The following is a 21,637-nucleotide window of genomic DNA, read 5'->3' as shown; positions in this document are numbered from 1 at the left end:
GCCCGGGCGTCAGCTCCCTACGACGTGCGCCACGGGCCGCAGGTGCAGCAGGAACCAGTCCCGGGCCAGCGACGACACCTGCTCCAGCGTCCCGGGCTCCTCGAACAGGTGCGACGCGTCCGGGACGATCTCCAGGCGTCCCTCGCCGGGCAGTTCGCGCAGCGCCCGCCGGTTGAGGTCGATGACGCCCGGGTCGTTCCCCCCGACGATCAGCAGCGTGGGCTGGCGGACCAGGTGCAGGTACTCCCCGGCGAGGTCCGGCCGTCCGCCGCGGGAGACGACCGCCTGGACGATCTCGGGCCGCTCCGCCGCCGCGACGAGCGCGGCCGCCGCGCCCGTGCTGGCGCCGAACAGCCCAATGCCCAAACCCTCGGTGAGGGAGAACGCCGAGACCCAGTCGGCCAGCGCCGCGACACGCGCGGCGAGCATGCCGATCGCGAACCGGAGCTCGGCCGTCCAGGCGTCGCGCTGCTCCTCCGCCGGGGTGAGCAGGTCGACCAGGACGGTGGCCAGGCCCGCCTCCCGCAGCACGCCCGCCACGTGGCGGTTGCGGGGGCTGTGCCGGCTGCTGCCGCTGCCGTGCGCGAACAGCACCACCCCACGGGCCTGCGCCGGGACGGCGACCTCGGCCTCCAGGACGACGTCCGCGACCGGGATCTGGCGGCTCTCCTCGACGATCTTCATGTCCGGGTTCATGTCCGGGTTCATATTCGACCTCCGAACTCGCCGTGTCTACGACGCTACGCCTCGTCGCCGCCGACCCGTCATCCGCCTCGCGGCGGGCCGACCACCACCCGGCCAGGCCGGAGCCGTACCTGGCGGCCTCAGGCGTAGAGCGCGGCGTGCCGGGCGACGAACTCCTCGACGGTCGCGGCGGGCCGGCCGGTGACCAGCTCGACGGTGTGGGTGGCCCGGTCGTAGCGGTTCTCGCGGTGCAGGCGGGCCATGGTCACGATGTGCTGCTCGACGTGCGGCGGCAGGCCCGCGGGGCGGAGGACCCGCTCGATCCACTCCTCCAACGGGACGTCCTCGTACGTCACCGGGCGGCCCAGCGCGCGGGAGAACTCCCCGGCGACGCCGTTCATGTCCTGGGACCGCAGGCCGGTCAGCTCCAGGACCTGGCCCAGGTGGGGTTCCGGGTCCTCCAGCACGGCGGTGACGACCCGCGCGACGTCCTCGGCGGAGACCGGGGAGGTACGGCCGTCGCCGAACGGCAGCCGGAGCACGCCGTCCTCGGCCACCGAGCGCGCCACGAGCGTCGTGAACAGCGGGTTGTCCAGGAAGGCGGTGGGACGGACGTGCACGACCGGCAGGCCGGACCAGTTCAGCACCTGCTCGGACAGCCAGTGCAGCCGCTGCTGCCGCGACTCATCGGTGCTGAACGCGTCCATCTGCGACACCGTCATCTGCGACATGGCCACGAGGGCGTCGAGGGAACCGAGCGCGCGCCCGACCGTGGCGACGGTGGCCGCCGCCTCCAGGTAGGCCGGCGACACGCTCAGACTGAAGAACATCCGGGAGACGCCGTCGAGGGCACGCGCCACGTCGGCGGGGTTCGTCAGGTCGCCGACGACCACGTCGGCGCCGACGCCGCGCAGCCGGGTGGCGCGCGGGTCGTCGTGGTGCGCCATCGCGCGCACCGGCCGGCCGTGCGCGGCGAGCGCCTCCACCACCGTGCGCCCCACGCCGCCGATCCCGCCCCCGGCGCCGGTGACCAGGATGAGTCCGGGTTCATCGGCCATGTCCGCCAGCGTACGCACCGCGCCCGCTCGCAGGGAGGAAGCGCGCAGGCGAGAGCGGGCCGGGCGGGCGCGCCCCTGACATCGAACATGACCGATGGTTAGGATGGCCGATGAGGGCCGTCTTGACGTGATCGAAGAGTTTCCCTATCGTGCCTGGATTATAGGAAACCTTCCTAACAAACGTCGGCCGGAGCACCGCCGGACGAGGCGGGGTCCGGGCGCACGCGGCCCGCGCGGGCCGCCCGTTCCCAGCGGAGGTTCGCGTGGCAGGTCCACCACTGGCCCGGTCCGATCGTCCCGGCCGTACCCTCGCCGGGCGCCGCGGACGCCGTGTCCTGGCCGCCGGGGCGACCGCCACGGCCCTCGCCTGCGTTCCCGGCGCTCCCGCGACCGCCCGGCCGTCCGCGGCCTCGCCGCAGGTCGCCGCGCCGCGGCTGGTCCCGGAGCCCTCGTCGGTGCGGACCGTCCCGGGAGTGACGTTCACCCTCACCCGCGCCACCCGGATCGTCGCACGGCCCGGATCGGGCACGGCCGGCCCCTATCTCGCCGGCATCCTGCGCCGCTCCACGGGCTACCGCCTGCCGCTGGTCGCCGGCGGCGCCTCGCGCGACGTCATCTCGCTGAGCCTGTCCGGCCGGGAGAAGGGTGAGGCCTACCGTCTCGACGTGACCAGGACGGCCGTACGCCTGGAGGCCGGCACCGCGGAGGGCCTGTTCCGCGGCGTGCAGACATTGCGCCAGCTCCTGCCGCCGTCCGTGGAGGCCGCGACCGTCCAGCGCGGTCCGTGGACGGTGCCCGGCGTGCGGGTCGAGGACTCCCCGCGGTTCGCCTGGCGCGGCACGATGCTCGACGTCGCCCGGCACTTCTTCACGGTGCGCCAGGTCGAGCGCTACATCGACCTGGCCGCGCTGTACAAGATCAACACCCTCCACCTGCACCTGAGCGACGACCAGGGCTGGCGTATCGCGATCAACGGCTGGCCGCGCCTGGCCACCTACGGCGGGAGCACCGAGGTCGGCGGCGGGAAGGGCGGCTACTACACGCAGGCCGACTACACCCAGATCGTCCGGTACGCCGCCGCGCGCTACGTCACGGTCATGCCGGAGATCGACGGCCCCGGCCACACCAACGCGGCCCTGGCCTCGTATGCCCGGCTCAACTGCGACGACAAGGCGCCGCCGCTCTACACCGGCACCGACGTCGGGTTCAGCTCCTGGTGCATCGGCAAGCCCGTGACGTACCAGCTGCTCGACGACGTGCTCGGCCAGCTCGCCCGGCTGACCCCCGGGCCGTACCTCCACGTCGGCGGCGACGAGGCGCACAGCACGACGGCCGCCGACTACGCGACCTACATCGGCCGGATCGGCCCCATCGTCACCGGGCACGGCAAGAAGATGGTCGGCTGGAACGAGATCGGCGCTGGCAGGCTCCCGGCAGGGTCGGTCGCGCAGTACTGGAACACCGCCACGGGCTCGGAGAGCGGCACGCGGACCGCGCGCGAGGCCGTCGCCCAGGGCGCCAAGGTCGTGATGTCGCCGGCGAACCGCGCCTACCTCGACATGAAGTACGACGAGAACACCCGGCTGGGCCAGGACTGGGCCGGTCTCGTCGAGGTCCGGGACGCTTATGACTGGGACCCGGCCACGCTGGTCGACGGCGTGACCGAAAAGGACGTCCTCGGCGTCGAGGCCCCGCTGTGGTCGGAGACCCTCGTCACCGACGACGACATCGACTACATGGCGTTCCCGCGGCTGCCGGCCATCGCCGAGATCGGCTGGTCGCCGCAGGCGGCGCGGACGTGGAGCGACTTCCGCGTGCGTCTCGCCGCGCAGGGTCCGCGCTGGTCGGCGCTGGCGGTGAACTACTACCGCTCGCCGCAGGTGCCCTGGCCGGTGTCCGCGTCGTGAGCCCCGCCACGCGAATCGCGAACATCCGTCCGCCCGAACCCCTTCCGCCGTCGTCGCACATGGAGTTACGTTCGAAGTGTTCCACCAGGTCAGCGGGTGTGCCGATCCTCTGTGGATCTCCAACGAATCGCACCGCCCAGCCCGTGTGGCCGGCGGAACGGCAAGAAGATGACGGTGTCCCGATCCGCCCCAGAAGGTCCGGCTCCGTCACCGGCCGGCCCTGACGCGCATCCGGGGGCCGGCGATACGGGCGCTGGACGCCGCGACGCCTCAGGCCGCGTGCGCCCGGCGCCCTCGGCGTGGCCGGCGAATCGGCGGCGGACCGGCTCTGGTCGACGTTATTGTGCGATTTGGCCGACAGGATCGATGAATCCGAATGTGCCCGGAATCTGGATAGCCGAAATGCACGTGCATAGGGCATGTGCAGGTTCTATGATGTCCGCAAATAAGATGTGGATGCGCCGGGCCGTGATCTGGGACCGCTTACGGTCCGTGACGGCGTCGGTCAAGAGGGGGCGGGGATGCGTCCTGTCGACAGCGACCCGCGGTCAGGTCTCTCCGATGCGGCGTGGCGAAAAAGCGGCCGGAGCAATCCGAGTGGAAACTGCGTCGAGGTGGCACGGGTCCCCGCGGGGGAGCGGGGCGGAGGCGAGACGGCGCGGTGCGGCCCGCCGACGCGGCCGGATCAATAACATGCGGCGCCTGGTCCGGGCCAGCGCCGCCTTCGTGGCTGGCCGATGCCGGACGGGCCCGGCCCGCGAAGGTCCGATCCGTTCCCGCGACCTGCGGTGGGCATGCCCTATGTCCGGGCAGCGTGCGCCGTCAATGGCCTGTTCCGGTTGTGCCCAGCACCACTTATTCGGCGCGCCAGTACCGACAGGTAAGGTCATGACCAGCGCTGGGGAGCGGGAGGTGGCCGTTGAACGACCGTCTGTGGACGTGGCCGAACGCATTGAGCTTGGCCCGTCTGCTCGGTGTCCCCATTTTCCTGTGGCTCGTGCTGGCCGAACAGGACTGGTGGGCCCTGGGCATCCTGGTGTTCGCCGGGCTCTCGGACTGGCTGGACGGCAAGCTCGCCCGGATGCTCGACCAGACCAGCCGGATCGGCACGATCCTGGATCCCGCGGCGGATCGTCTTTACATCTTCGCCACACTCATCGGCCTGGTCGTGCGCGACATCGTCCCGCTGTGGCTCGCGGTCGTGCTCGTCGCCCGCGAGCTCTACATGGGCATCCCCCTCTACGTGCTCAGGCGGCACGGCTACGCGGCGCTCCCGGTCCACTTCGTGGGCAAGGCCGCCACCCTCTGCCTGCTCTACGCCTTCCCGCTCCTGCTGCTGGGCGCCCACTCGGGCGCCTGGGCCACGGTCGCGAAGGTCGTCGGCTGGGCGTTCACGTTGTGGGGGACCGGCCTGTACTGGTGGGCGGCGGCCCTCTACACCGCCCAGACCCGGCAGCTCGTCCGGGTCGGCGTCAGCCACGGCGAACTGAAGGGAGCGGAACCCAGACCATGATCGGCGTACCCATCGCAAAGGAGTGGCTCCCGTGAAAGCGGTTGTGATGGCGGGTGGGGAAGGGACGCGGCTGCGGCCCATGACGGCCAACCAGCCGAAGCCACTGCTTCCGGTGGTCAACAAGCCGATCATGGAACACGTGCTGCGCCTGCTGAAGCGGCACGGCTTCACCGAGACCGTCGTGACGGTGCAGTTCCTCGCCGCGCTCGTGCGCAACTACTTCGGCGACGGCGAAGAGATCGGCATGAGCCTCAGCTACGCGACCGAGGAGATGCCGCTCGGCACCGCCGGCAGCGTCAAGAACGCCCAGGACGCCCTGCGCGACGAGCGCTTCCTGGTGATCTCCGGCGACGCGCTCACCGACATCGACCTGACCGACCTGGTGCGCTTCCACAAGGAGAACGGGGCGCTCGTCACCATCGCGCTCAAGCGGGTGCCCAACCCGCTGGAGTTCGGGATCATCATCATCGATGACGACGGCCGGGTGCAGCGGTTCCTGGAGAAGCCGACGTGGGGGCAGGTCTTCTCCGACACCGCCAACACCGGCATCTACGTCATGGAGCCCGAGGTCCTCGACCACGTCGCGGCGGGCGAGTCGGTCGACTGGTCGGGCGACGTGTTCCCCAAGCTCCTCGCCGAGGGCGCCCCGCTGTACGGCTACGTCGCCGACGGCTACTGGGAGGACGTCGGCACCCACGAGAGCTACCTCAAGGCCCAGGCCGACATGCTGTCGGGCAAGATCGACATCGAGCCCGACGGCTTCGAGGTCTCCCCGGGCGTCTGGGTCGCCGAGGGGGCGGAGGTCGACTCCGAGGCGGTGCTGAAGGGCCCGCTCTACATCGGCGACTACGCCAAGGTCGAGGCGGGCGCCGAGCTGCGGGAGTACACCGTGCTCGGCAGCAACGTCGTGGTCAAGGAGGGCGCGTTCCTGCACCGCGCCGTCGTGCACGACAACGTCTTCATCGGGCCGTCCACGAACCTCCGCGGCTGCGTCGTCGGCAAGAACACCGACGTCATGGCCGGCGCCCGCATCGAAGAGGGCGCGGTCATCGGCGACGAGTGCGTGATCGAGTCCGAGGCGTACGTCTCCAGTGACGTCAAGGTGTACCCGTTCAAGACGATCGAGGCCGGGGCGGTCGTCAACACGAGCGTCATCTGGGAGTCGCGTGGCCAGCGCACGCTGTTCGGCCCGCGCGGCGTCTCCGGCCTGATCAACGTGGAGATCACCCCGGAGCTCGCGGTACGGCTCGCCAGCGCGTACGCCACGACCCTGAAGAAGGGCGCCGGCGTCACCGCCTCCCGCGACGCCTCCCGCGCGGCCCGCACGCTCAACCGGGCCGTGCAGAGCGCGCTCACGGCCAGCGCGATCAACGTACGGGACCTGGAGGCGTGCCCGATCCCGGTCGCGCGGTACGAGACGGCGCGTGAGGACTGCGCCGGCGGCATCGTGATCCGCACGACGCCCGGCGACTCCCAGGGCGTCGACATCGTCTTCCTCGACGAGCACGGTGCCGACCTGTCCCAGGCGGCCCAGCGGAAGCTGGAGCGGGTGTTCGGGCGGCAGGAGTACCGCCGCGCGTTCCCCGGCGAGATCGCCGAGCTGACCTACCCCTCCCGCGTCGTGGAGACCTACGTCCGCGACCTGCAGCGCTGCATCGACATGCGCGGCGTCCGCGAGGCCGAGCTCAAGATCGTCATCGACTGCGCGGGCGGCACCGCGTCGCTCGTCCTGCCGCAGCTCCTCGGCCGCCTCGGCGTCGAGGTCCTCACCGTCAACAACCGGCTCGACGAGGTGTCGCCCACCGAGACCCTCGCCGAGCGCATGCGCGACCTGCAGCGCCTCGGCGAGCTCGTGTCGTCCTCCCGCGCGGCGTTCGGCGTGCGGTTCGACCCGGTCGGGGAGCGCATCACCCTCGTCAACGAGAACGGCGAGCTGATCAGCGACGACCGCGGCCTCCTGGTCGTGCTCGACCTGGTCGCCTCCGAGCGCCGGGCCGGCCGCGTCGCCCTCCCGGTCACCACGACGCGGGTCGCCGAGCAGGTGTGCCGCTTCCACGGCGTGCAGGTCGAGTGGACCTCCACCTCGCAGGACGTGCTGACCAAGGCCGCCGCCGCGGAGGACAACATCTTCGCCGGTGACGGGCGCGGAGGGTTCATCATCCCGGAGTTCAGCCCGACCGTGGACGGCATCGCCGCGTTCATCCGGATGCTCGGGCTGGTCGCCCGCACCCGCCTGACCCTGTCCCAGATCGACCACCGGATCCCCGAGGCGCACCTGCTCAAGCGGTCCGTGCCCACGCCGTGGGCGGCCAAGGGCAGCGTGATGCGTCACGTCGTGGAGGCCGCCGGCACCCGGCGGGTCGACACCACCGACGGCGTACGCGTCATCGAGGACGACACGAGCTGGATCCTGGTGCTGCCGGACCCGGCGGAGGCCGTCACGCACCTGTGGGCCGAGGGCGCCGACCGGGACACCGCCCAGGACCTCCTGCAGGACTGGGCGCGCGTGGTCGAGAGCGCCGGTAGTTGATCAGCGCGGAAGAGACCGCCGGCGCACCGGCGGCCGGCACGCACGCCCCGCCGGGGCGGTCCCGTGCCCGGCGGTGGCTGCGGCGCCTGGCGGCGGCCGCCGCGGTGCTCGTCGTCGCCGTCACGGTCTTCTCGTTCGCCTACAACGCGGCGACGGCCGGCCGTGCGCGTCCCCCGGCCGGGCTGACGTACGTGCGGACCGGCGACCTGATGACCCGGTACCGCGTGTGGGGGAGCGGCGGCTCGCCGATCGTGCTCGTGCACGGCGCCGCGGAGTCCGCCGACACCTGGGCGCGTCTCGCGCCGCTCCTCGCCCGCGACCACCGCGTGTACGCCATCGACCTGGACGGCGCCGGCTACACGACCCGCCGCGGACCGTACACGGTGGACCACCAGACGCGGCAGCTGCTGGCGTTCCTGGACGCGATGCGGCTGGACCGCCCGGTGCTGGCCGGCCACTCGGCCGGCGCCGCGATCGTGGCCGAGGCGGTGCTGCGCGCTCCCACGCGTGCCGGCGGGCTGCTGCTCCTCGACGGCGACGCGCTGGCCGGTGGCGCCGGCCCTCCGTCGTTCGTCCACCACCTGGTCATCCCGCCGTACCGCACCACGCTCCTGCGGATGGTCGTGCGCTCGGACCGGCTGATTCGAACGATCTACTCCAGCCAGTGCGGGCCGGCGTGCCCGTCCCTGGACGCCGCCGGGCTCGACGTGTGGCGCCGTCCGTACGAGGTCGCCGGAGCGGAGGCGGGAGTCTGGGGCATGCTGCGGTACGGCGTCGCGGGCCTGCCGGCGAGCCGGCTGGGGCTGCTGCGCGGGGTGAACCTGCCCAAGGCGGTCGTGTACGGCGCGGAGGACCACGTCTTCAGCAAGACGTCGGCGGCCGACACGGCCCGGCGGATCGGAGCCCCGCCGCCCACCCTCATCCCGGGCGCTCGCCACCTGACCATGATCTCCTCGCCGGACCAGGTGGCCCGCGCCGTCGAGGCCCTCGCGGCGCAGCGCCGCCCCTGAGGGCCTCTCAGCGAGCGCGTACGCGGCGGAGGCGGCCGCTGACCAGGACCGGGCCCGCGTGCACGGTCACGCCGGCGAAGCCGCCCGCGGCCTCGGCCACCCAGTAGATGCCCTCGATGACGACCCCTGGGATCCGCCGCACCGCCGGCCTGAGCCCGCCGGTGGTGAACCCCGCGGTGACCGACGTCGTCCCGGCGGGGAGCTGACCCCAGGCGAGGGCCCAGGGCGCGCCGCCGCGCGGGCTGCGCCACGCCCCGCGCAGGACCGAGACCGACACGGGCGTGGCGACGCAGACGTCCGCCATGCGGGAGCCCTCGTACACCTCCAGGGCCGCCCGGTCGGCGGTGCTCCGGCCCACCCGGACCGTCCAGCCGCTGATCGGCAGCCGCAGGAGCGGAACCTCCCCCGTGTGTCCCATCGATGACCCCCACCGTCGGAGTGTGTCGGGGTCCAGTCCACCGGCGGGTCCTGGGGAACACGTGCGAACATGCTCAGAGTTCCCTGTGAGTTCGCCCCGGACGCGCGCCGTCTCCCAGCGGGAACCCGGCGACGGCGTGCCAGGAGTCCGCCTCCGGCGACCCTCACGACGAGAGAGACCGCGTCGACGGAGGTCCGGATCGGCAGGTGCGCCGCGACGGCCTCGGCGGCCCGCTCCAGCAGGTGGCGGGGCGCGTCGTGCCCGATCGTCAGGTGCGGTGCCGAGTCGGGATGCGCGCCACCGTACGGGGGAGTCTCGGGGAACCGCTCCCAGACCGCCGCGGTGAGCGCCCGGAACGGTTCGGCGGGCTCGGGCGCCAGCCATACGACCGCGTCGCCGAACCAGCGGACGCTCCGCAGTGTCATCGCGAACCGCGGCACGCGGGCGACCGCGCCGGCGACACGGGCGAGCACCTCGTCGTCGATCCGGCCGGGCGGCAGGAACGGGTAGAGCACCGTGACGTGCGCGAGCACGCCCCAGGAGGCGGCGGTGTCGAGCGATGCCCGGTGCGGGCCGACCGCCTCATCGGCCTCGGGCACCGGCACGATCAGCGCGCTCTGCGTCGGGGGCATGACGGAAGTGTCCGGCGGCCTCGCGCACCCGTCCACCCGATACTCTTCGCGTCTCGCGTCGGCGGACCCCGGTCCGACCGGTGGCGCGACCTTGCCACAATAAGGCGGATGAGCGAACCGGGAGTGAAGAGGCGGTGGGACCGGCCGGACGCCTCCATGTCGCTGCTCGCCGACCTGCTGTCCGGTTCCGGCCTCGACCCCGGGTACGAGGAGGCCGCCGCACGGCGGGCCGCCGCGGGTGGCGGCGGCCGGTCCGGGCGCGCCGGGCGGACGTCGCGGCTGCTGGCCGCGACCCTGCTCCTCGGGCTGCTCGGCGCCATGGCGGTCATCCAGGTACGCCGGGGAGCGCCGGTCGCCGAACGCCAGCGCGACGCCCTGATCGCGCAGATCCGCCAGCGCACCGACGAGACCGCCTCCCTCCAGCGGCAGGCCGAAGCCCTGCAACGGCAGACCGAGAGCCTCCGCCGGTCGGCGCTGGCGAGCAGCGACGCCGGCCAGAACGCCCGCCAGTCGCTCGACCGGGCCGCCGGCCAGGCCGCGGCGGCGCCCGCCACCGGCACCGCGGCGGTCGTCACGGTGGACGACTCCCACACCGCGCGCGGCGCGACCGCCCAGCAGGACGGCCACATCTACGACCAGGACCTGCAGCGGCTCGTCAACGGGCTCTGGGCGGCCGGCGCGACGGCGATCGCCATCAACGGCCAGCGGATGACCGCCACGACCGCGATCCGCTCCGCCGGCGACGCCATCCTGGTCGACTACCAGCCGCTCTCACCCCCGTACGTCGTGACCGCCCTCGGCGACGGCCTGGACAAGACCTTCGCCGGTTCCGCGGCGGGCCGCGCCTTCCGTACCCTCAAGGCCACGTTCGGCATACGCTTCGACATTCGCCAGGAGGACGACGTGCGGCTCCCCGCGGCACCCGCCCCGCGCCTCCGCTACGCCCAGCCGGAGGAGACCCCCAAGTGATCGCCCTCATCGGCCTCGCGGCCGGAGTCGTGCTCGGCTTCGTCTTCCACCCCGGGGTGCCGCTGTGGCTGCAGCCGTACCTGCCGATCGCGATCGTGGCCGCGCTCGACGCCATGTTCGGCGGCCTGCGGGCCCGGCTCGACGGCGTTTTCGACGACAAGGTGTTCGTCGTGTCGTTCCTCAGCAACACGATCATCGCGGCGCTCATCGTGTTCTTCGGCGACCAGCTCGGCGTGGGCTCGCAGCTGTCCACGGGCGTCGTGGTCGTCCTCGGCATCCGCATCTTCTCCAACGTCGCCGCGATCCGGCGGAAGCTCTTCCAGGCATGAGCGAGCAGAGCGGCGAGAACGACGCCGGCGGGCGGAAGGGGTTGCTGCGCCCGCGCCTCAACCGCGGACAGCTGATCGTCGCGGTGCTGTGCGCGGTGCTCGGCTTCGCCGTCGCCGCCCAGGTGCGCTCCAACGACAAGGACACCAAGTTCGCCACCGCGCGCCAGGACGAGCTCGTCGGCATCCTCGGCGACCTGTCGCAGCGCTCGGACCGGCTGCGCTCCGACATCCGCGACCTGGACGCCACCAAGTCCGGACTCCAGCACGACGCCCAGGGGCAGGCCGCGCTCGAGGACGCCCGCCGCCGCGCCACGACGTACGGCATCCTCGCGGGCACGCTGCCCGCCACCGGCCCGGGGATCGAGCTGACCATCAACGACCCGCAGGGCCGGGTGCGCGCCGCCTCCCTCCTCGACACGCTGGAGGAGCTGCGCGACGCGGGCGCCGAGGTCGTCCAGGTCGGCGACGTACGCGTGGGCGTGAGCACCTACTTCACCGACCCGTCCGGGGGCGGGGTGATGGCCGACGGGCACCTGCTCACGCCGCCGTACCGGTTCCTGGTCATCGGCGACCCGCACACGCTCGCGACCGCGATGAACATCCCCGGGGGCGTCCTGCGGACGCTGCACAACAGCGGCGCCGACGGGGTGGTCGCACAGCGTGAGAAAATCACCGTTCAGGCGGTAAGATCACCGTAGGCGGTCGCCTGATCCACTACTTTCGGTAGCGAGAGGTACGCCTGGTTCTTCCCCCGGCGCGGCGGCATGGACCGGCGATCACTACCGGCGGTAGCTTGAGGACAGACCACGCCTGTCGTGGTTGACCCCTCGGGCGTTGCCGCGTAAGTTGCGGCAACCGTCGTCGTGGCGGGTGAGGAACGAAACGGGCGTCATCGCCGACGGCGCTCGGAGGGGGATGGTGTGCTGGGGACCGAGCGGACCACGGTGCCGAGCGCTCGTCCTCCGCGCCGTACGGTGCCACTGGCACACCGAGGCCATAGGTAGGAGGCCGAGCCGATAAATGCCGAGCGTCTACTGCACGCAGTGTGGTCACGCCAACCCGGATGATGCGCGCTTCTGCTCGAACTGCGGCACGCCGCTGACGCGTAGCGTTCCTCCGCCGGTGATGGGCGAGCCGAACGACTCCACGTCGACGATATCGCTGGGCGCCGTCGACGTCGCGGAGCCGGACGCGGGCGACGAACTGCCCGCCGATCAGACCGGGGTCGAGGCCCTCCCGCCGAACACCGCGCTCCTCGTCGTCAAGCGAGGGCCGAACGCCGGGAGCCGCTTCCTCCTCGACAGCGACAGCACCACCGCGGGCCGTCACCCCGACAGCGACATCTTCCTCGACGACGTGACGGTGTCCCGCCGGCACGCCGAGTTCTACCGTCGCGGTCCTCAGTTCTCCGTGCGCGACGTGGGCAGCCTCAACGGCACCTACGTCAACCGCGAGCGGATCGACGAGGCGGGCCTGTCCGGCGGTGACGAGGTCCAGATCGGCAAGTTCCGGCTGGTGTTCCTCACCAACCCGCAGCATGCCGCCGACGGGCGGCATCCAGGAGGGCTGTGAGGGCGCTGGAGGCCTGGCCGCCCGGGGCGCGCGAGGGCCGCGCCACCGGGCCCGTTGAGCTTCGGGGGCGCGCATGAGCGGTTCGGCCGCACGCGCGACGATGACGATCGGTGAGGTGCTGGGGCTCCTGTCCGCGGAGTTCCCCGACGTCACCGTCTCGAAGATCCGCTTCCTCGAGTCGGAGGGGCTGATCGAGCCCGAGCGCAGCCCGTCCGGCTACCGCAAGTTCGCCCCGGCCGACGTGGAACGCCTGCGGTTCATCCTGGCCGCGCAGCGTGACCACTACCTGCCGCTGCGGGTCATCAAGGAACACCTCGACGCCGTCGACCGCGGGCAGAACCCTCCGCCGCTGGGCGAACACCGTCGCGCGCCGCGCGGCCTCGTCGCCACGGACAGCGTCCACGAGGACACCGGCGACGTACGGCTCACGCGCCGGCAGCTCCTCGACGCCACCGGGGTCGACCCCGAGGTGCTCGGGGAGCTGGAGGAGTTCGGGCTGGTCAGCCGGGTGAGCGGCCAGTACGACGGCGACGCGCTGACCGTCGCGCGCGCGGCCGCGGCGCTGCGTTCCTTCGGCTTCGAACCGCGCCACCTGCGGGCCGTCAAGGCGGCCGCCGACCGCGAGGTCGGCCTGATCGAGGCGGCCGTCGCCCCGACGCTGCGCCAGCGCAGCCCGGGCGCCCACGCACGCGCCGCGGAGACCGCGAAGGAGATCGCGTCGCTGTCGCTGAAGCTGCACGCGGCCCTCGTCTCCACCGGCCTGCGGGCCACGCTCGAGCCCTGAGGCATCCGGCGTCGTTCGACCGGCCCGCGTCGGCTACTCGGCGCGTTCCTCTGGACACCCTCTGTGGCGGCACGCCCGGAGTCCACACGGGTGCGAGGAAGATCACGACGCTGCCGGCCGCCCGTCTCGCCGGGTGCGCGTGGCCCCGATCAGGCTCGTACGCCCGGTGAAGCGGGCGGATCCGGCCGTCCACGGCGCTCCGGCCCGGCCCGGCCGGGGTGTACGTTGGGCTAAAGGGTTTCGGGTAAGCCGTCTCAGCAGGGAGCCGCAGTGAAGCAGATGGAGGTCGTCGGCGTACGGGTCGAGATGCCCTCCAACCAGCCCATCGTGCTGCTGAAGGAGACGGATGGGGACCGTTACCTGCCCATCTGGATCGGCGCGGTGGAGGCCACCGCGATCGCCTTCGCCCAGCAGGGTGTGCTGCCCGCGCGTCCGCTCACTCATGATCTGTTCCGTGACGTCTTGGACGCCTTCGAGGTCCAGCTCCGCACCGTGAACATCACCGCCCTGCGGGAGGGCATCTTCTTCGCCGACCTGGTCTTCTCCAACGGCGTCGAGGTCAGCGCCCGCCCCTCGGACTCGATCGCCCTGGCACTGCGCACCGGCGCGTCGATCTTCGCCAGCGAGGACGTGCTGGAGGAGGCCGGCGTCGCGATCCCGGACGAGCAGGAGGACGAGGTCGAGAAGTTCCGCGAGTTCCTCGACACGATCTCTCCCGAGGACTTCGGCCGCGCCACCTGAGCCACCCGCGCTGTCCCGGCCGCCGTCTTGAGGGGTTCGGTGCGTTGCCACGGGTGGAGTTCCTGCGTTCCGCCCGCTGAGCGTGGAACCAGCAGGGATCAACGCTCCCCGCGAGCTGAACCAGCCGCGCCCCTTTTCCGCCAATGACCGTCCGCCCGTCCCTGGCCGGGCGCCGGGGGTGGCGGTGGCGCTGCGGGCGGGGCGGCCCGCTGCCGCACGGGACGAGCGGACGTTCACGTCGTTCCGGGCAGGAGCCTGCGAACCGGGAACCACCAGGGCGCCGAGCCGGCGCGAGCCGAGCCGCCTGTGCGACCTTGATCCGTCATCGCTCACGCGCTGGTCGTGTCCGGTGGACGGGCGGCGCGGGGCGCCAGGGGAGCGGAGGCGCCCGTGCAGGCCCGCCGTCGTGGGGAAGAGGCGGACGGTCGTCCTCCGGGCGGAAGCTCCCGTGCTGCCCGCCGACACCTGGAACCAGGCGGTGCCTGGGCTTCGTGCGGGTTGAACCGGACGTGCGACCTTGATCCGTCATCGGTCATGTTCTGGTCGTAGCCGGTGAGCGGGCGTGTACGGGTCGCCACGAGTCCCGAGGCGAGCGGCAGCGATAAGGGCCGAGGCGTCCGTCTTGGCCCGCTGCCGCCCGAGATCAGCAGACACCCGCACCGCGGGCGGAGGCCTCCTGCCCCCCCCGTTCACGCGTCAAGCCATGCGGCGTCGACCGCCGCCTGGTCGGCAACGGCGGCGGCGAGGGGCTTGGACGGCGCGGGTCGCCGCGGACACCGTGGCGCCGCGTCGGTGTCCGTCCCGCCTCGCCATTGAGGGGGGGCCAGCGAACGTTCGCGCCGCAGGCGGAAGCCTCCCGCACCGGCCACTGACGCGTGAAGCCGGCAGGGGCCCGTACTCGGCGCGACCTCGATCCGTCCATCGGTCCGTAACCCCTGGACGGGCGGCAGCGGCCGCCGCGCTGCGGGCGGAGGTCTCCGTCCTCACCGGCCTTCCGCGCGGGACCGGCAGACGGCCGGGCCCCGGTCAAAAGCCTCCGTGCCGCCCGCCGACGCCCGGAACCCCGCCGAGGCTCACGCTCCGAGCGCTCGATGCCTCAGCCTCCGCCAGGTGATACACCCGCCCTCCCTGGGGGTTCCATCCCACTCCGATTGTCCAGCGCCCGATTCCGCCGGGGCAAGGCGCTCCGGCGGCTGTGGACAACCGACCGCACCGGCCTGCTCCGGTCACGCTGGACGCCTCGGCTCGGCGATTACCCGGCTGACCTGGGGTGAGTTCCGGTCACGGCTGTGGAAAGCGCCGATGCCGGAGGGTTTCCTTTCCGCGGTCCAGGGGCATAGCCTCGTCACCAAGGCCGGTGGTACGTGGTCAGATGCCCCAAAGACAGCGACTGCGGTGATTTGGAGACGTCGTAACGGTTTGCAGTCGCGTGCGACGCGCCGAGGGCGAACGTTGACCCTCGTCTGGCCGCGACCTACCGTGCTGCTTGAACACCTGCGGTGTAATTCCGTCAAACCCCCTTGGTGGATCACTGCGGGATGATAGAGCCGGAGGTCCGCGTGGCGGCAAGCAGCGGCGAGGGCAAGGCGGCCCGCGACAGGCGTGATGCCTCTCAACGCGCCGGAGAGCAGGGACTCCTGTTCGGTGGTGCGGTGTCGCCTCTTCCCGATGACGTCGGATACCGCGGTCCGACCGCGTGCGCCGCCGCGGGCATCACCTATCGTCAGCTCGACTACTGGGCGCGCACGGAGCTCGTGGAGCCGAGCGTACGGTCCGCGCACGGGTCGGGTTCGCAGCGTCTCTACAGCTTCCGCGACATCCTGGTGCTCAAAGTCGTCAAGCGGCTGCTCGACACCGGAGTGTCACTCCAGCAGATACGCACGGCCGTCGAGCACCTGCGAAACCGCGGCGTCGAGGACCTCGCGCAGATCACGTTGATGAGCGACGGCGTCAGCGTCTACGAGTGCACCTCGCCCGACGAGGTCGTCGATCTCCTCCAGGGCGGCCAAGGGGTCTTCGGCATCGCCCTGGGCCGCGTCTGGCAGGAGGTGGAGGCCGGCCTGGCGGAGCTCCCCGCCGAACGGGCCCACAGCGACCACGACGCGCCGGGCGACGAGCTGGCGCACCGCCGCCGCGTCCGCCGCACAGGCTGACCCGCGCGAAAGCCGTACGCGCCGACCCCCTCAGATCGCCTCGGCGCGCTGCAGATGGGTGAAGGCGGCCCACCCGGGCAGCACCGGCAGCCAGAAGGTCAGCAGCCGGAACATCAGCACCGCGGACGTCGCCGTACCCGCCGGCAGACCGGCCAGCGTCAGGCCCAGTGACAGCGCACCCTCCACCGCCCCCAGCCCGCCCGGCGTCGGCGCCGCCGAGCCCAGCGCGTTGCCCGTCAGGAACACCACGGCGACCGTCGTGAAACCCATCGACCCGCCGAACGCCCGGATCGAGGCGTCCAGACACACGACGAACGCCACGGTCAGCAGCAGCGTGCCGCCCATGCCGGTGGCGATCTTCTTCGGCGACTGCAGCACGTCCAGGAGCCGTGGCACGACCCCGGAGAACAGCGACCGCGTCCGGGACGTCACGAGGCGGCGCAGCGGACCGATCGAGAAGACGACGACCGCCAGGACGGCCGCCGCGAGCAGCGCGATGATGATCGCCCGGGAGGGCGGAAGCGAGGGCCCGGTGCCGCCGCTGCCCGTGACGTACCCGAACAGCAGGATCAGCAGCACGTGACAGGCCATCCCGGTGAGCTGGGAGGCGCCGACGCTGGCCGCCGCCTGTCCCGCCGGGACGCCGGACTTCTGCAGGTAACGCGTGTTCACCGCGATGCCGCCGACCGCGGCGGGCGCCACCAGCTTGACGAATGAGGCCGCGAGCTGGACCAGCACCGTGCGCCACAGCCGCAGCCGCTCCGGCACGAACCCGAGCAGCATGAACGCCGCCGCGAGGTAGCTGAGCGCCGAGGCCGCCAGCCCGACGCCGAACCAGCGCCAGTCCGCGTTCGAGAGCAGCCCCGGGACGTCGACGTTGCCGAGCTGGGACAGCAGGATGTACGCGCCGACCATCCCGGCGATCACGCTGATCAGCGTGCGAGGGCTGAACCGGTCGAGCTGCGCCGGCTCGGCGGCGATCTCCGGGCGGAGCACGCGGATCTGTTCCCGCAGGGCGCTGAGCGACAGCTTGTCGCGGCGCAGGGCGGTCCGCGTGCTCCGAGCGAGCACCACCTTCTGCAGCAGCGGCACCACGGCGGCCAGGGATTCGGGGCCGAGCACCGCCGCCGCCGTACGGACCGCGCGCTCCGGGCCGACGCGCAGGGCCACGTCGGTGAGGAGCTGGGCCAGGTCGAGCCGCAGCGCCAGGTCACCGGCGGCCGTCTCCCCGGCGCGCAGGTCGATGAGGTGGGGGCGGCCGTCCGCGGCGACGAGAACGCTCGCGGCGACCAGCCGGCGGTGGGCGAGCCGGTGCCGCTGGAGCACGCCCAGCAGCCGCCAGACGTCACCGAGCAGCGCGTCGGTCAACTCGTCGTCGGGCACCTCCGCCAGGGTGCGCCCGGGCACGTGCTCGTACGCCAGCAGGGCCGCCTCGCTGCCCACCTCCGAGGTGGCCAGGAGCCGCGGCGTGGCCGCGCCGGCCGCCGCCGTGGCGTACGCCATCAGCGACTCCTGTTCCAGCGACCGGCGCAGCGAGCGGATCGTCCGGCGCGGAGTGCCGCCGCGCAGCCGTGCGCGGCGCCACAGCCGGTAGAGCAGCCCGGCGGTCTGCTGGTCGCGGTCGAGCACGGTCACATCGACGCTGCGGCCGTCGGCGAGCGTGACGCCGTAGCGGCGGAACTCGTCGTGGTCGTCGGAGGCCCGCGCGGCGCGGACCGGCTCCAGGCCCACCCGTCGCAGCGCCGTCATCACCGCGCGGCCCGGCGGCCGCGTGTTGGGCGAACCGGCCGCGTACAGGGTGCCGTACCCGACGGCGCGCCCGATGAGGTACGTCGTGACGAGGGCGAGCGGCGTGATGGCGCCGGCGGTGAGCGAGGCGATGGCGTCCAGGCCGACGACCGTCCAGGTCACGGCCTGCCAGCGCGTACGGCCGGACAGCCGTACGGCGGTGACGTAGGCGATGACCGGCGTGATGTCGATGTGGGCGGGGCCGGGGAACCAACCGCCGTGCCGCTTCCACGTGAGGTACCAGGCGAGGTCGCGCATGCCGGCGGCGGTGACCCAGGAGTCGATCGTCAGCGACACGCCGAGCGCCAGGACCGCGGCGAGCACGCCGATCGCGACGCGCAGGCCGTCGCGGTGGATGACGCGCTCGACGCCGAAGGCGACCGGGACGGCGAGCACGACGATGCCGGAGGCGAGCCCGGCGAGCGTGAGCAGCAGATGCGGCGCCTGCTCGGTGCCGTGCGTGATGTCGGAGGACAGGCCGCTGGTCGTCTCGCGGGCCACGTGGGCGAGCCCGAGGATCAACGCGATGGCGCCGACGGACACCAGGAACCGGAAGGCGTCGGCGGGCCGCCGGAGGCGCGCCGGCAGCGAGGGCTCCTCGACGGGGGGATCGGTCACCGCGCCGCCCGGGCCTCGGGGGCGCGTCAGCATGTCACCGCCATGTGGCCGGTCGGGGGATTCGTTAGCGGGCACGAGGTGAATCTTCCCAGCCCGGCAGCTCGGTTATCGGCGGGACGTCCCCCTGTGCCGCCCCCGGGGTACGGAAGGGTGCCCTCGCGAGACACGGCGGCAACGGCTCAGATGCCGAGCCGGGCGGAGATACCGTCGAGTACGCAGGTGAGGCCGAACTCGAACTGCCAGTCGGCGTCGTCCTGGTTCGACCCTTCGAGGATGTAGCGGCCCAGCGCCGGATAGCGGCCCGAATCCAGCATCCACCGCACCCACGGCGCGTACGCCAGCCGTACGTCGTCCTCGGACTCCCACCCCTTGCGCTCCAGGACCTCCCGCTGCGCCACCTCGGCGAAGACCGCGCCGCGCGCGAAGGAGGTCACCGCGCCGAACGCCGCCATCATCGTGTCCACGTCGAGGCCGAGACCCTCGATGGAGGTCAGGGCCCGCTCGGTGAGCGCGACGCTGTTGGGGGACAGGGAGGCCGGGACGCGGGCGAAGGCCTGGATCGTCCATGGGTGGCGCAGGCTGAGCGCGCGGAACTGGCGGGCGTACCCGTCGGCGACCTCGCGCCAGCCCCCGTCCGGCAGGTCGATCTCGGCCAGCACCGCGTCGAGCATCAGCTCGTAGACCTCGTCCTTGCCGGTGACGTAGCGGTACAGGCCCATGGTGGCGACGCCCAGGCGTTCGGCGAGGCGCCGCATGGACACGGCGCTCAGCCCCTCGGCGTCGGCGATCTCGACGGCGGCGCGCGCGATCTGCTCATGCGTCAGCGCCGGGCGCGGACCGCGGCCGGGGCCCTCGATGCGCTCCCAGAGCGTCGGCTTCCGGCGGCCCTGCGCCCGCTCCTCCTCGAACTCCGCGATCTTTTCGCGGAAGCGCCGCATCCGCTCGTCGTCCGCGGGGTTCGCCGCGTCAGTCATGCCGCCCTCTCACATCGGCCAACCTATCAGGGCTTGTACGGCGTACGCGGTTACGCGTACGGTGTACCCAGTGAGCGTACGAGGTACGCAGTAGAAGGGAAACGATGAGATGACGAGTTCGGAGCCGGCCATCTGGGCCGAGGGGCTGCGCAAGCGGTTCGGTCCGACCGAGGCCGTACGCGGGGTCGACCTGGAGGTGCCCGAGGGCGGCGTCTTCGGCCTGCTCGGCCCGAACGGCGCCGGCAAGACCACGACCGTGCGGATCCTGTCGACGCTCACGCTGCCCGACGCCGGGCGGGCGCGGGTCGCGGGGTACGACGTGGTCCGCGACGCCGACCAGGTGCGGTACCGCATCGGCCTGGCGGGCCAGCACGCCTCGATGGACGAGAAGCTGAGCGGCCGCGACAACCTGCGGCTCTTCGGGCGCCTGTACCACCTGCCGCCCAGGGTCGCCCGGCGGCGCGCGGACGAGCTGCTGGAGCGGTTCGGCCTCGCCGGGGCCGGCGACCGCCTGGTCAAGACCTACTCCGGCGGAATGCGCCGCCGGATCGACCTGATCTCCAGCCTGATCACCGCGCCGCCGGTGCTCTTCCTGGACGAGCCGACGACCGGCCTGGACCCGCGCAGTCGCGGCGAGATCTGGGACACGATCCGCGAGCTGGTCGCCGACGGCGTGACCGTGCTGCTGACCACGCAGTACCTCGACGAGGCCGATCAGCTCGCCGACCGGGTCGCCGTGGTCGACCGGGGACAGGTGATCGCCTCGGGCACGCCGGACGAGCTGAAGGCCGAGATCGGCAGCCGCATCGACGTCGTCGTCTCCGCCGCGGACGCGTTCGCCGACGCCACCGCCGTGCTCTCCCGGATCGGCGAGCCGGACACCGATCCGGAGTCCCGCCGGGTGAGCGTCCCCGTCTCCGCCGGCTCCGTCACTCTGCCCGCCGTCGTGCGCGAGCTGGACCGCGCTGGCGTCGAGGTCGAGGACGTCGCGCTGAGGCGTCCCACCCTCGACGAGGTGTTCCTCCGCCTGACCGGCCGGGCCGAAGAGACCGCGGAGAAGGTGAGCGCCTGATGGTCCTCCATGCCCCCGTCGCGCCCACCGGACGCCTGGACCGGCTCCGCTGGACCCTCACCGACGGCGTCACCCTGGTGTGGCGCAACCTCGTCCAGCTCAAGAACCAGCCCGGGGAACTCGTCGGCGCGCTGGTCTTCCCGGCCGTCATGGTCGTGCTGTTCGGCTACGTCTTCGGCAGCGCGATCAAGGTTCCCGGCGGCGGGAACTACCGGGAGTACCTCATGCCCGGCCTGTTCGCGATGACATCGATCACCAGCTTCATGACCACGATGCTCGCGGTGGCCACCGACGCCTCCAAGGGCGTCATGGACCGGTTCCGCTCGATGCCGATGGCCCGGTCGGCAGTGCCGTTCGGGCAGGTCGGCGGCGACATCCTGGTCGGTGCCCTCGGCATGGTCATCATGGTCGGCTGCGGCCTGGCCGTCGGCTGGCGCATCCACGACGGGCTGCCGAAGGCGCTCGCGGCGTTCGGCCTGCTGATCCTCCTGCGCTACGCGATCTCCTGGGCGGGAGTGCTCTGCGGCCTGCTGGTGAAGAACGAGGAGACCGCCGACCAGATGGTGCCGCTGGTCTTCCCGGTGTCGATGCTGTCGAACTCCTTCGTGCCGACCGCCGGCATGCCGGCCTGGCTGCGGGTGATCGCCGACTGGAACCCGGTCAGCGCGGCGGTCGCGGCCTGCCGTGGGCTGTTCGGCAACCCCGGCGCTCCGGCCGGCGACGTCGCGCTGCCGCTGCGGCATCCGGTGGCGGCGACGCTGCTCTGGTCCGGCGTGCTACTCGTGATCTTCGTTCCGCTGAGCGTCCGCCGCTTCCGCACCCTGAACCGCTGACCTTTACGGCCCGCACGCCCCATGCTTAACGTCGGGGAAACAACCCTCCGGT

19 protein-coding genes and 1 pseudogene are annotated in these 21,637 nt (G+C 72.5%); 14 read left to right on the top strand and 6 right to left on the bottom strand.

The window, feature by feature from the left end:
• Positions 1–9 precede the first annotated feature (9 nt).
• Positions 10–696 (bottom strand): dienelactone hydrolase family protein, encoded by a 687-nt coding sequence (locus ACQEV1_RS27800; RefSeq protein WP_285623697.1) that lies wholly within the window; start codon positions 694–696, stop codon positions 10–12.
• Positions 697–824: 128 nt separating this feature from the next.
• A complete protein-coding gene (locus ACQEV1_RS27795; RefSeq protein WP_433397166.1) occupies positions 825–1,742 on the bottom strand; it encodes an NAD(P)H-binding protein in 918 nt (305 codons plus the stop codon).
• A 263-nt stretch (positions 1,743–2,005) separates the two neighbouring features.
• Between ACQEV1_RS27795 and ACQEV1_RS27790 the strand changes: the two genes are divergently transcribed.
• From ACQEV1_RS27790 to ACQEV1_RS27770, 5 genes are all read left to right on the top strand, one after another.
• Positions 2,006–3,649: a beta-N-acetylhexosaminidase gene (locus ACQEV1_RS27790; RefSeq protein WP_433397164.1), complete on the top strand. Its 1,644-nt coding sequence runs from the start codon at positions 2,006–2,008 to the stop codon at positions 3,647–3,649.
• A gap of 521 nt (positions 3,650–4,170) precedes the next feature.
• Positions 4,171–4,341: a DUF397 domain-containing protein gene (locus ACQEV1_RS27785; RefSeq protein ID WP_432705582.1), complete on the top strand. Its 171-nt coding sequence runs from the start codon at positions 4,171–4,173 to the stop codon at positions 4,339–4,341.
• A gap of 227 nt (positions 4,342–4,568) precedes the next feature.
• Entirely contained in the window at positions 4,569–5,162 is a 594-nt protein-coding gene (locus tag ACQEV1_RS27780) for a CDP-alcohol phosphatidyltransferase family protein (protein WP_349497979.1), read from the top strand.
• Positions 5,163–5,193: 31 nt separating this feature from the next.
• A complete protein-coding gene (locus ACQEV1_RS27775; RefSeq protein WP_285576116.1) occupies positions 5,194–7,692 on the top strand; it encodes a mannose-1-phosphate guanyltransferase in 2,499 nt (832 codons plus the stop codon).
• The gene (locus ACQEV1_RS27770; RefSeq protein ID WP_433397161.1) at positions 7,689–8,702 is read left to right on the top strand and encodes an alpha/beta fold hydrolase; all 1,014 of its coding nucleotides are present in this window, start codon (positions 7,689–7,691) and stop codon (positions 8,700–8,702) included. The genes ACQEV1_RS27775 and ACQEV1_RS27770 overlap by 4 nt, the downstream gene beginning before the upstream one ends.
• Before the next feature lie 7 nt (positions 8,703–8,709).
• On the opposite strand, the gene ACQEV1_RS27765 is transcribed toward ACQEV1_RS27770, so the two are convergent.
• A complete protein-coding gene (locus tag ACQEV1_RS27765) occupies positions 8,710–9,120 on the bottom strand; it encodes a hypothetical protein (RefSeq protein WP_433406190.1) in 411 nt (136 codons plus the stop codon).
• Positions 9,121–9,287: 167 nt separating this feature from the next.
• Positions 9,288–9,752 (bottom strand): annotated as a pseudogene (locus ACQEV1_RS27760) (2'-5' RNA ligase family protein); the annotation flags it as partial.
• 108 nt (positions 9,753–9,860) lie between these two features.
• Between ACQEV1_RS27760 and ACQEV1_RS27755 the strand changes: the two are divergent.
• The 7 genes from ACQEV1_RS27755 (at position 9,861) to ACQEV1_RS27725 (ending at position 16,300) form a co-directional block, all read left to right on the top strand.
• The gene (locus ACQEV1_RS27755; RefSeq protein WP_433397159.1) at positions 9,861–10,721 is read left to right on the top strand and encodes a DUF881 domain-containing protein; all 861 of its coding nucleotides are present in this window, start codon (positions 9,861–9,863) and stop codon (positions 10,719–10,721) included.
• On the top strand, positions 10,718–11,050 hold the full coding sequence (locus ACQEV1_RS27750; protein WP_285576105.1) for a small basic family protein: 333 nt from the start codon (positions 10,718–10,720) through the stop codon (positions 11,048–11,050). The genes ACQEV1_RS27755 and ACQEV1_RS27750 overlap by 4 nt, the downstream gene beginning before the upstream one ends.
• The gene (locus ACQEV1_RS27745; RefSeq protein ID WP_285623716.1) at positions 11,047–11,748 is read left to right on the top strand and encodes a DUF881 domain-containing protein; all 702 of its coding nucleotides are present in this window, start codon (positions 11,047–11,049) and stop codon (positions 11,746–11,748) included. Before ACQEV1_RS27750 ends, ACQEV1_RS27745 begins: the two co-directional genes overlap by 4 nt.
• A 322-nt stretch (positions 11,749–12,070) precedes the next feature.
• Complete coding sequence (locus ACQEV1_RS27740; protein ID WP_285576100.1) at positions 12,071–12,622, top strand: FHA domain-containing protein; 552 nt, start codon at positions 12,071–12,073, stop codon at positions 12,620–12,622.
• Between the two features lie 73 nt (positions 12,623–12,695).
• Positions 12,696–13,406 carry a transcriptional regulator FtsR gene (ftsR, locus tag ACQEV1_RS27735; RefSeq protein ID WP_433397156.1) on the top strand — a complete coding sequence of 237 codons (711 nt, stop codon included), beginning with the start codon at positions 12,696–12,698 and terminating at the stop codon, positions 13,404–13,406.
• Between the two features lie 270 nt (positions 13,407–13,676).
• Positions 13,677–14,147 (top strand): bifunctional nuclease family protein, encoded by a 471-nt coding sequence (locus tag ACQEV1_RS27730; protein ID WP_285576096.1) that lies wholly within the window; start codon positions 13,677–13,679, stop codon positions 14,145–14,147.
• Between the two features lie 1,559 nt (positions 14,148–15,706).
• On the top strand, positions 15,707–16,300 hold the full coding sequence (locus ACQEV1_RS27725) for a MerR family transcriptional regulator (RefSeq protein WP_285576094.1): 594 nt from the start codon (positions 15,707–15,709) through the stop codon (positions 16,298–16,300).
• A gap of 30 nt (positions 16,301–16,330) precedes the next feature.
• On the opposite strand, the gene ACQEV1_RS27720 is transcribed toward ACQEV1_RS27725, so the two are convergent.
• Together ACQEV1_RS27720 and ACQEV1_RS27715 are read right to left on the bottom strand one after the other, a co-directional pair.
• A complete protein-coding gene (locus tag ACQEV1_RS27720; RefSeq protein WP_349497980.1) occupies positions 16,331–18,706 on the bottom strand; it encodes a lysylphosphatidylglycerol synthase transmembrane domain-containing protein in 2,376 nt (791 codons plus the stop codon).
• Between the two features lie 179 nt (positions 18,707–18,885).
• Positions 18,886–19,680, bottom strand: a complete 795-nt coding sequence (locus tag ACQEV1_RS27715) for a TetR/AcrR family transcriptional regulator (RefSeq protein ID WP_285623722.1) — start codon at positions 19,678–19,680, stop codon at positions 18,886–18,888.
• 109 nt (positions 19,681–19,789) lie between these two features.
• Between ACQEV1_RS27715 and ACQEV1_RS27710 the strand changes: the two genes are divergently transcribed.
• Together ACQEV1_RS27710 and ACQEV1_RS27705 are read left to right on the top strand one after the other, a co-directional pair.
• Positions 19,790–20,752, top strand: coding sequence for an ATP-binding cassette domain-containing protein (locus ACQEV1_RS27710; protein ID WP_433397152.1), 963 nt, complete (start codon positions 19,790–19,792; stop codon positions 20,750–20,752).
• Positions 20,752–21,585, top strand: a complete 834-nt coding sequence (locus tag ACQEV1_RS27705) for an ABC transporter permease (protein WP_433397150.1) — start codon at positions 20,752–20,754, stop codon at positions 21,583–21,585. Before ACQEV1_RS27710 ends, ACQEV1_RS27705 begins: the two co-directional genes overlap by 1 nt.
• Positions 21,586–21,637 lie beyond the last annotated feature (52 nt).

It is taken from the genome of Actinoallomurus sp. CA-142502 (assembly GCF_050936355.1).
GTDB classification, from domain to species: domain Bacteria; phylum Actinomycetota; class Actinomycetes; order Streptosporangiales; family Streptosporangiaceae; genus Actinoallomurus; species Actinoallomurus iriomotensis.
The sequence above is the reverse complement of the archived record's forward strand: the minus strand, read 5'-3'. Positions and strand labels throughout refer to the sequence as shown.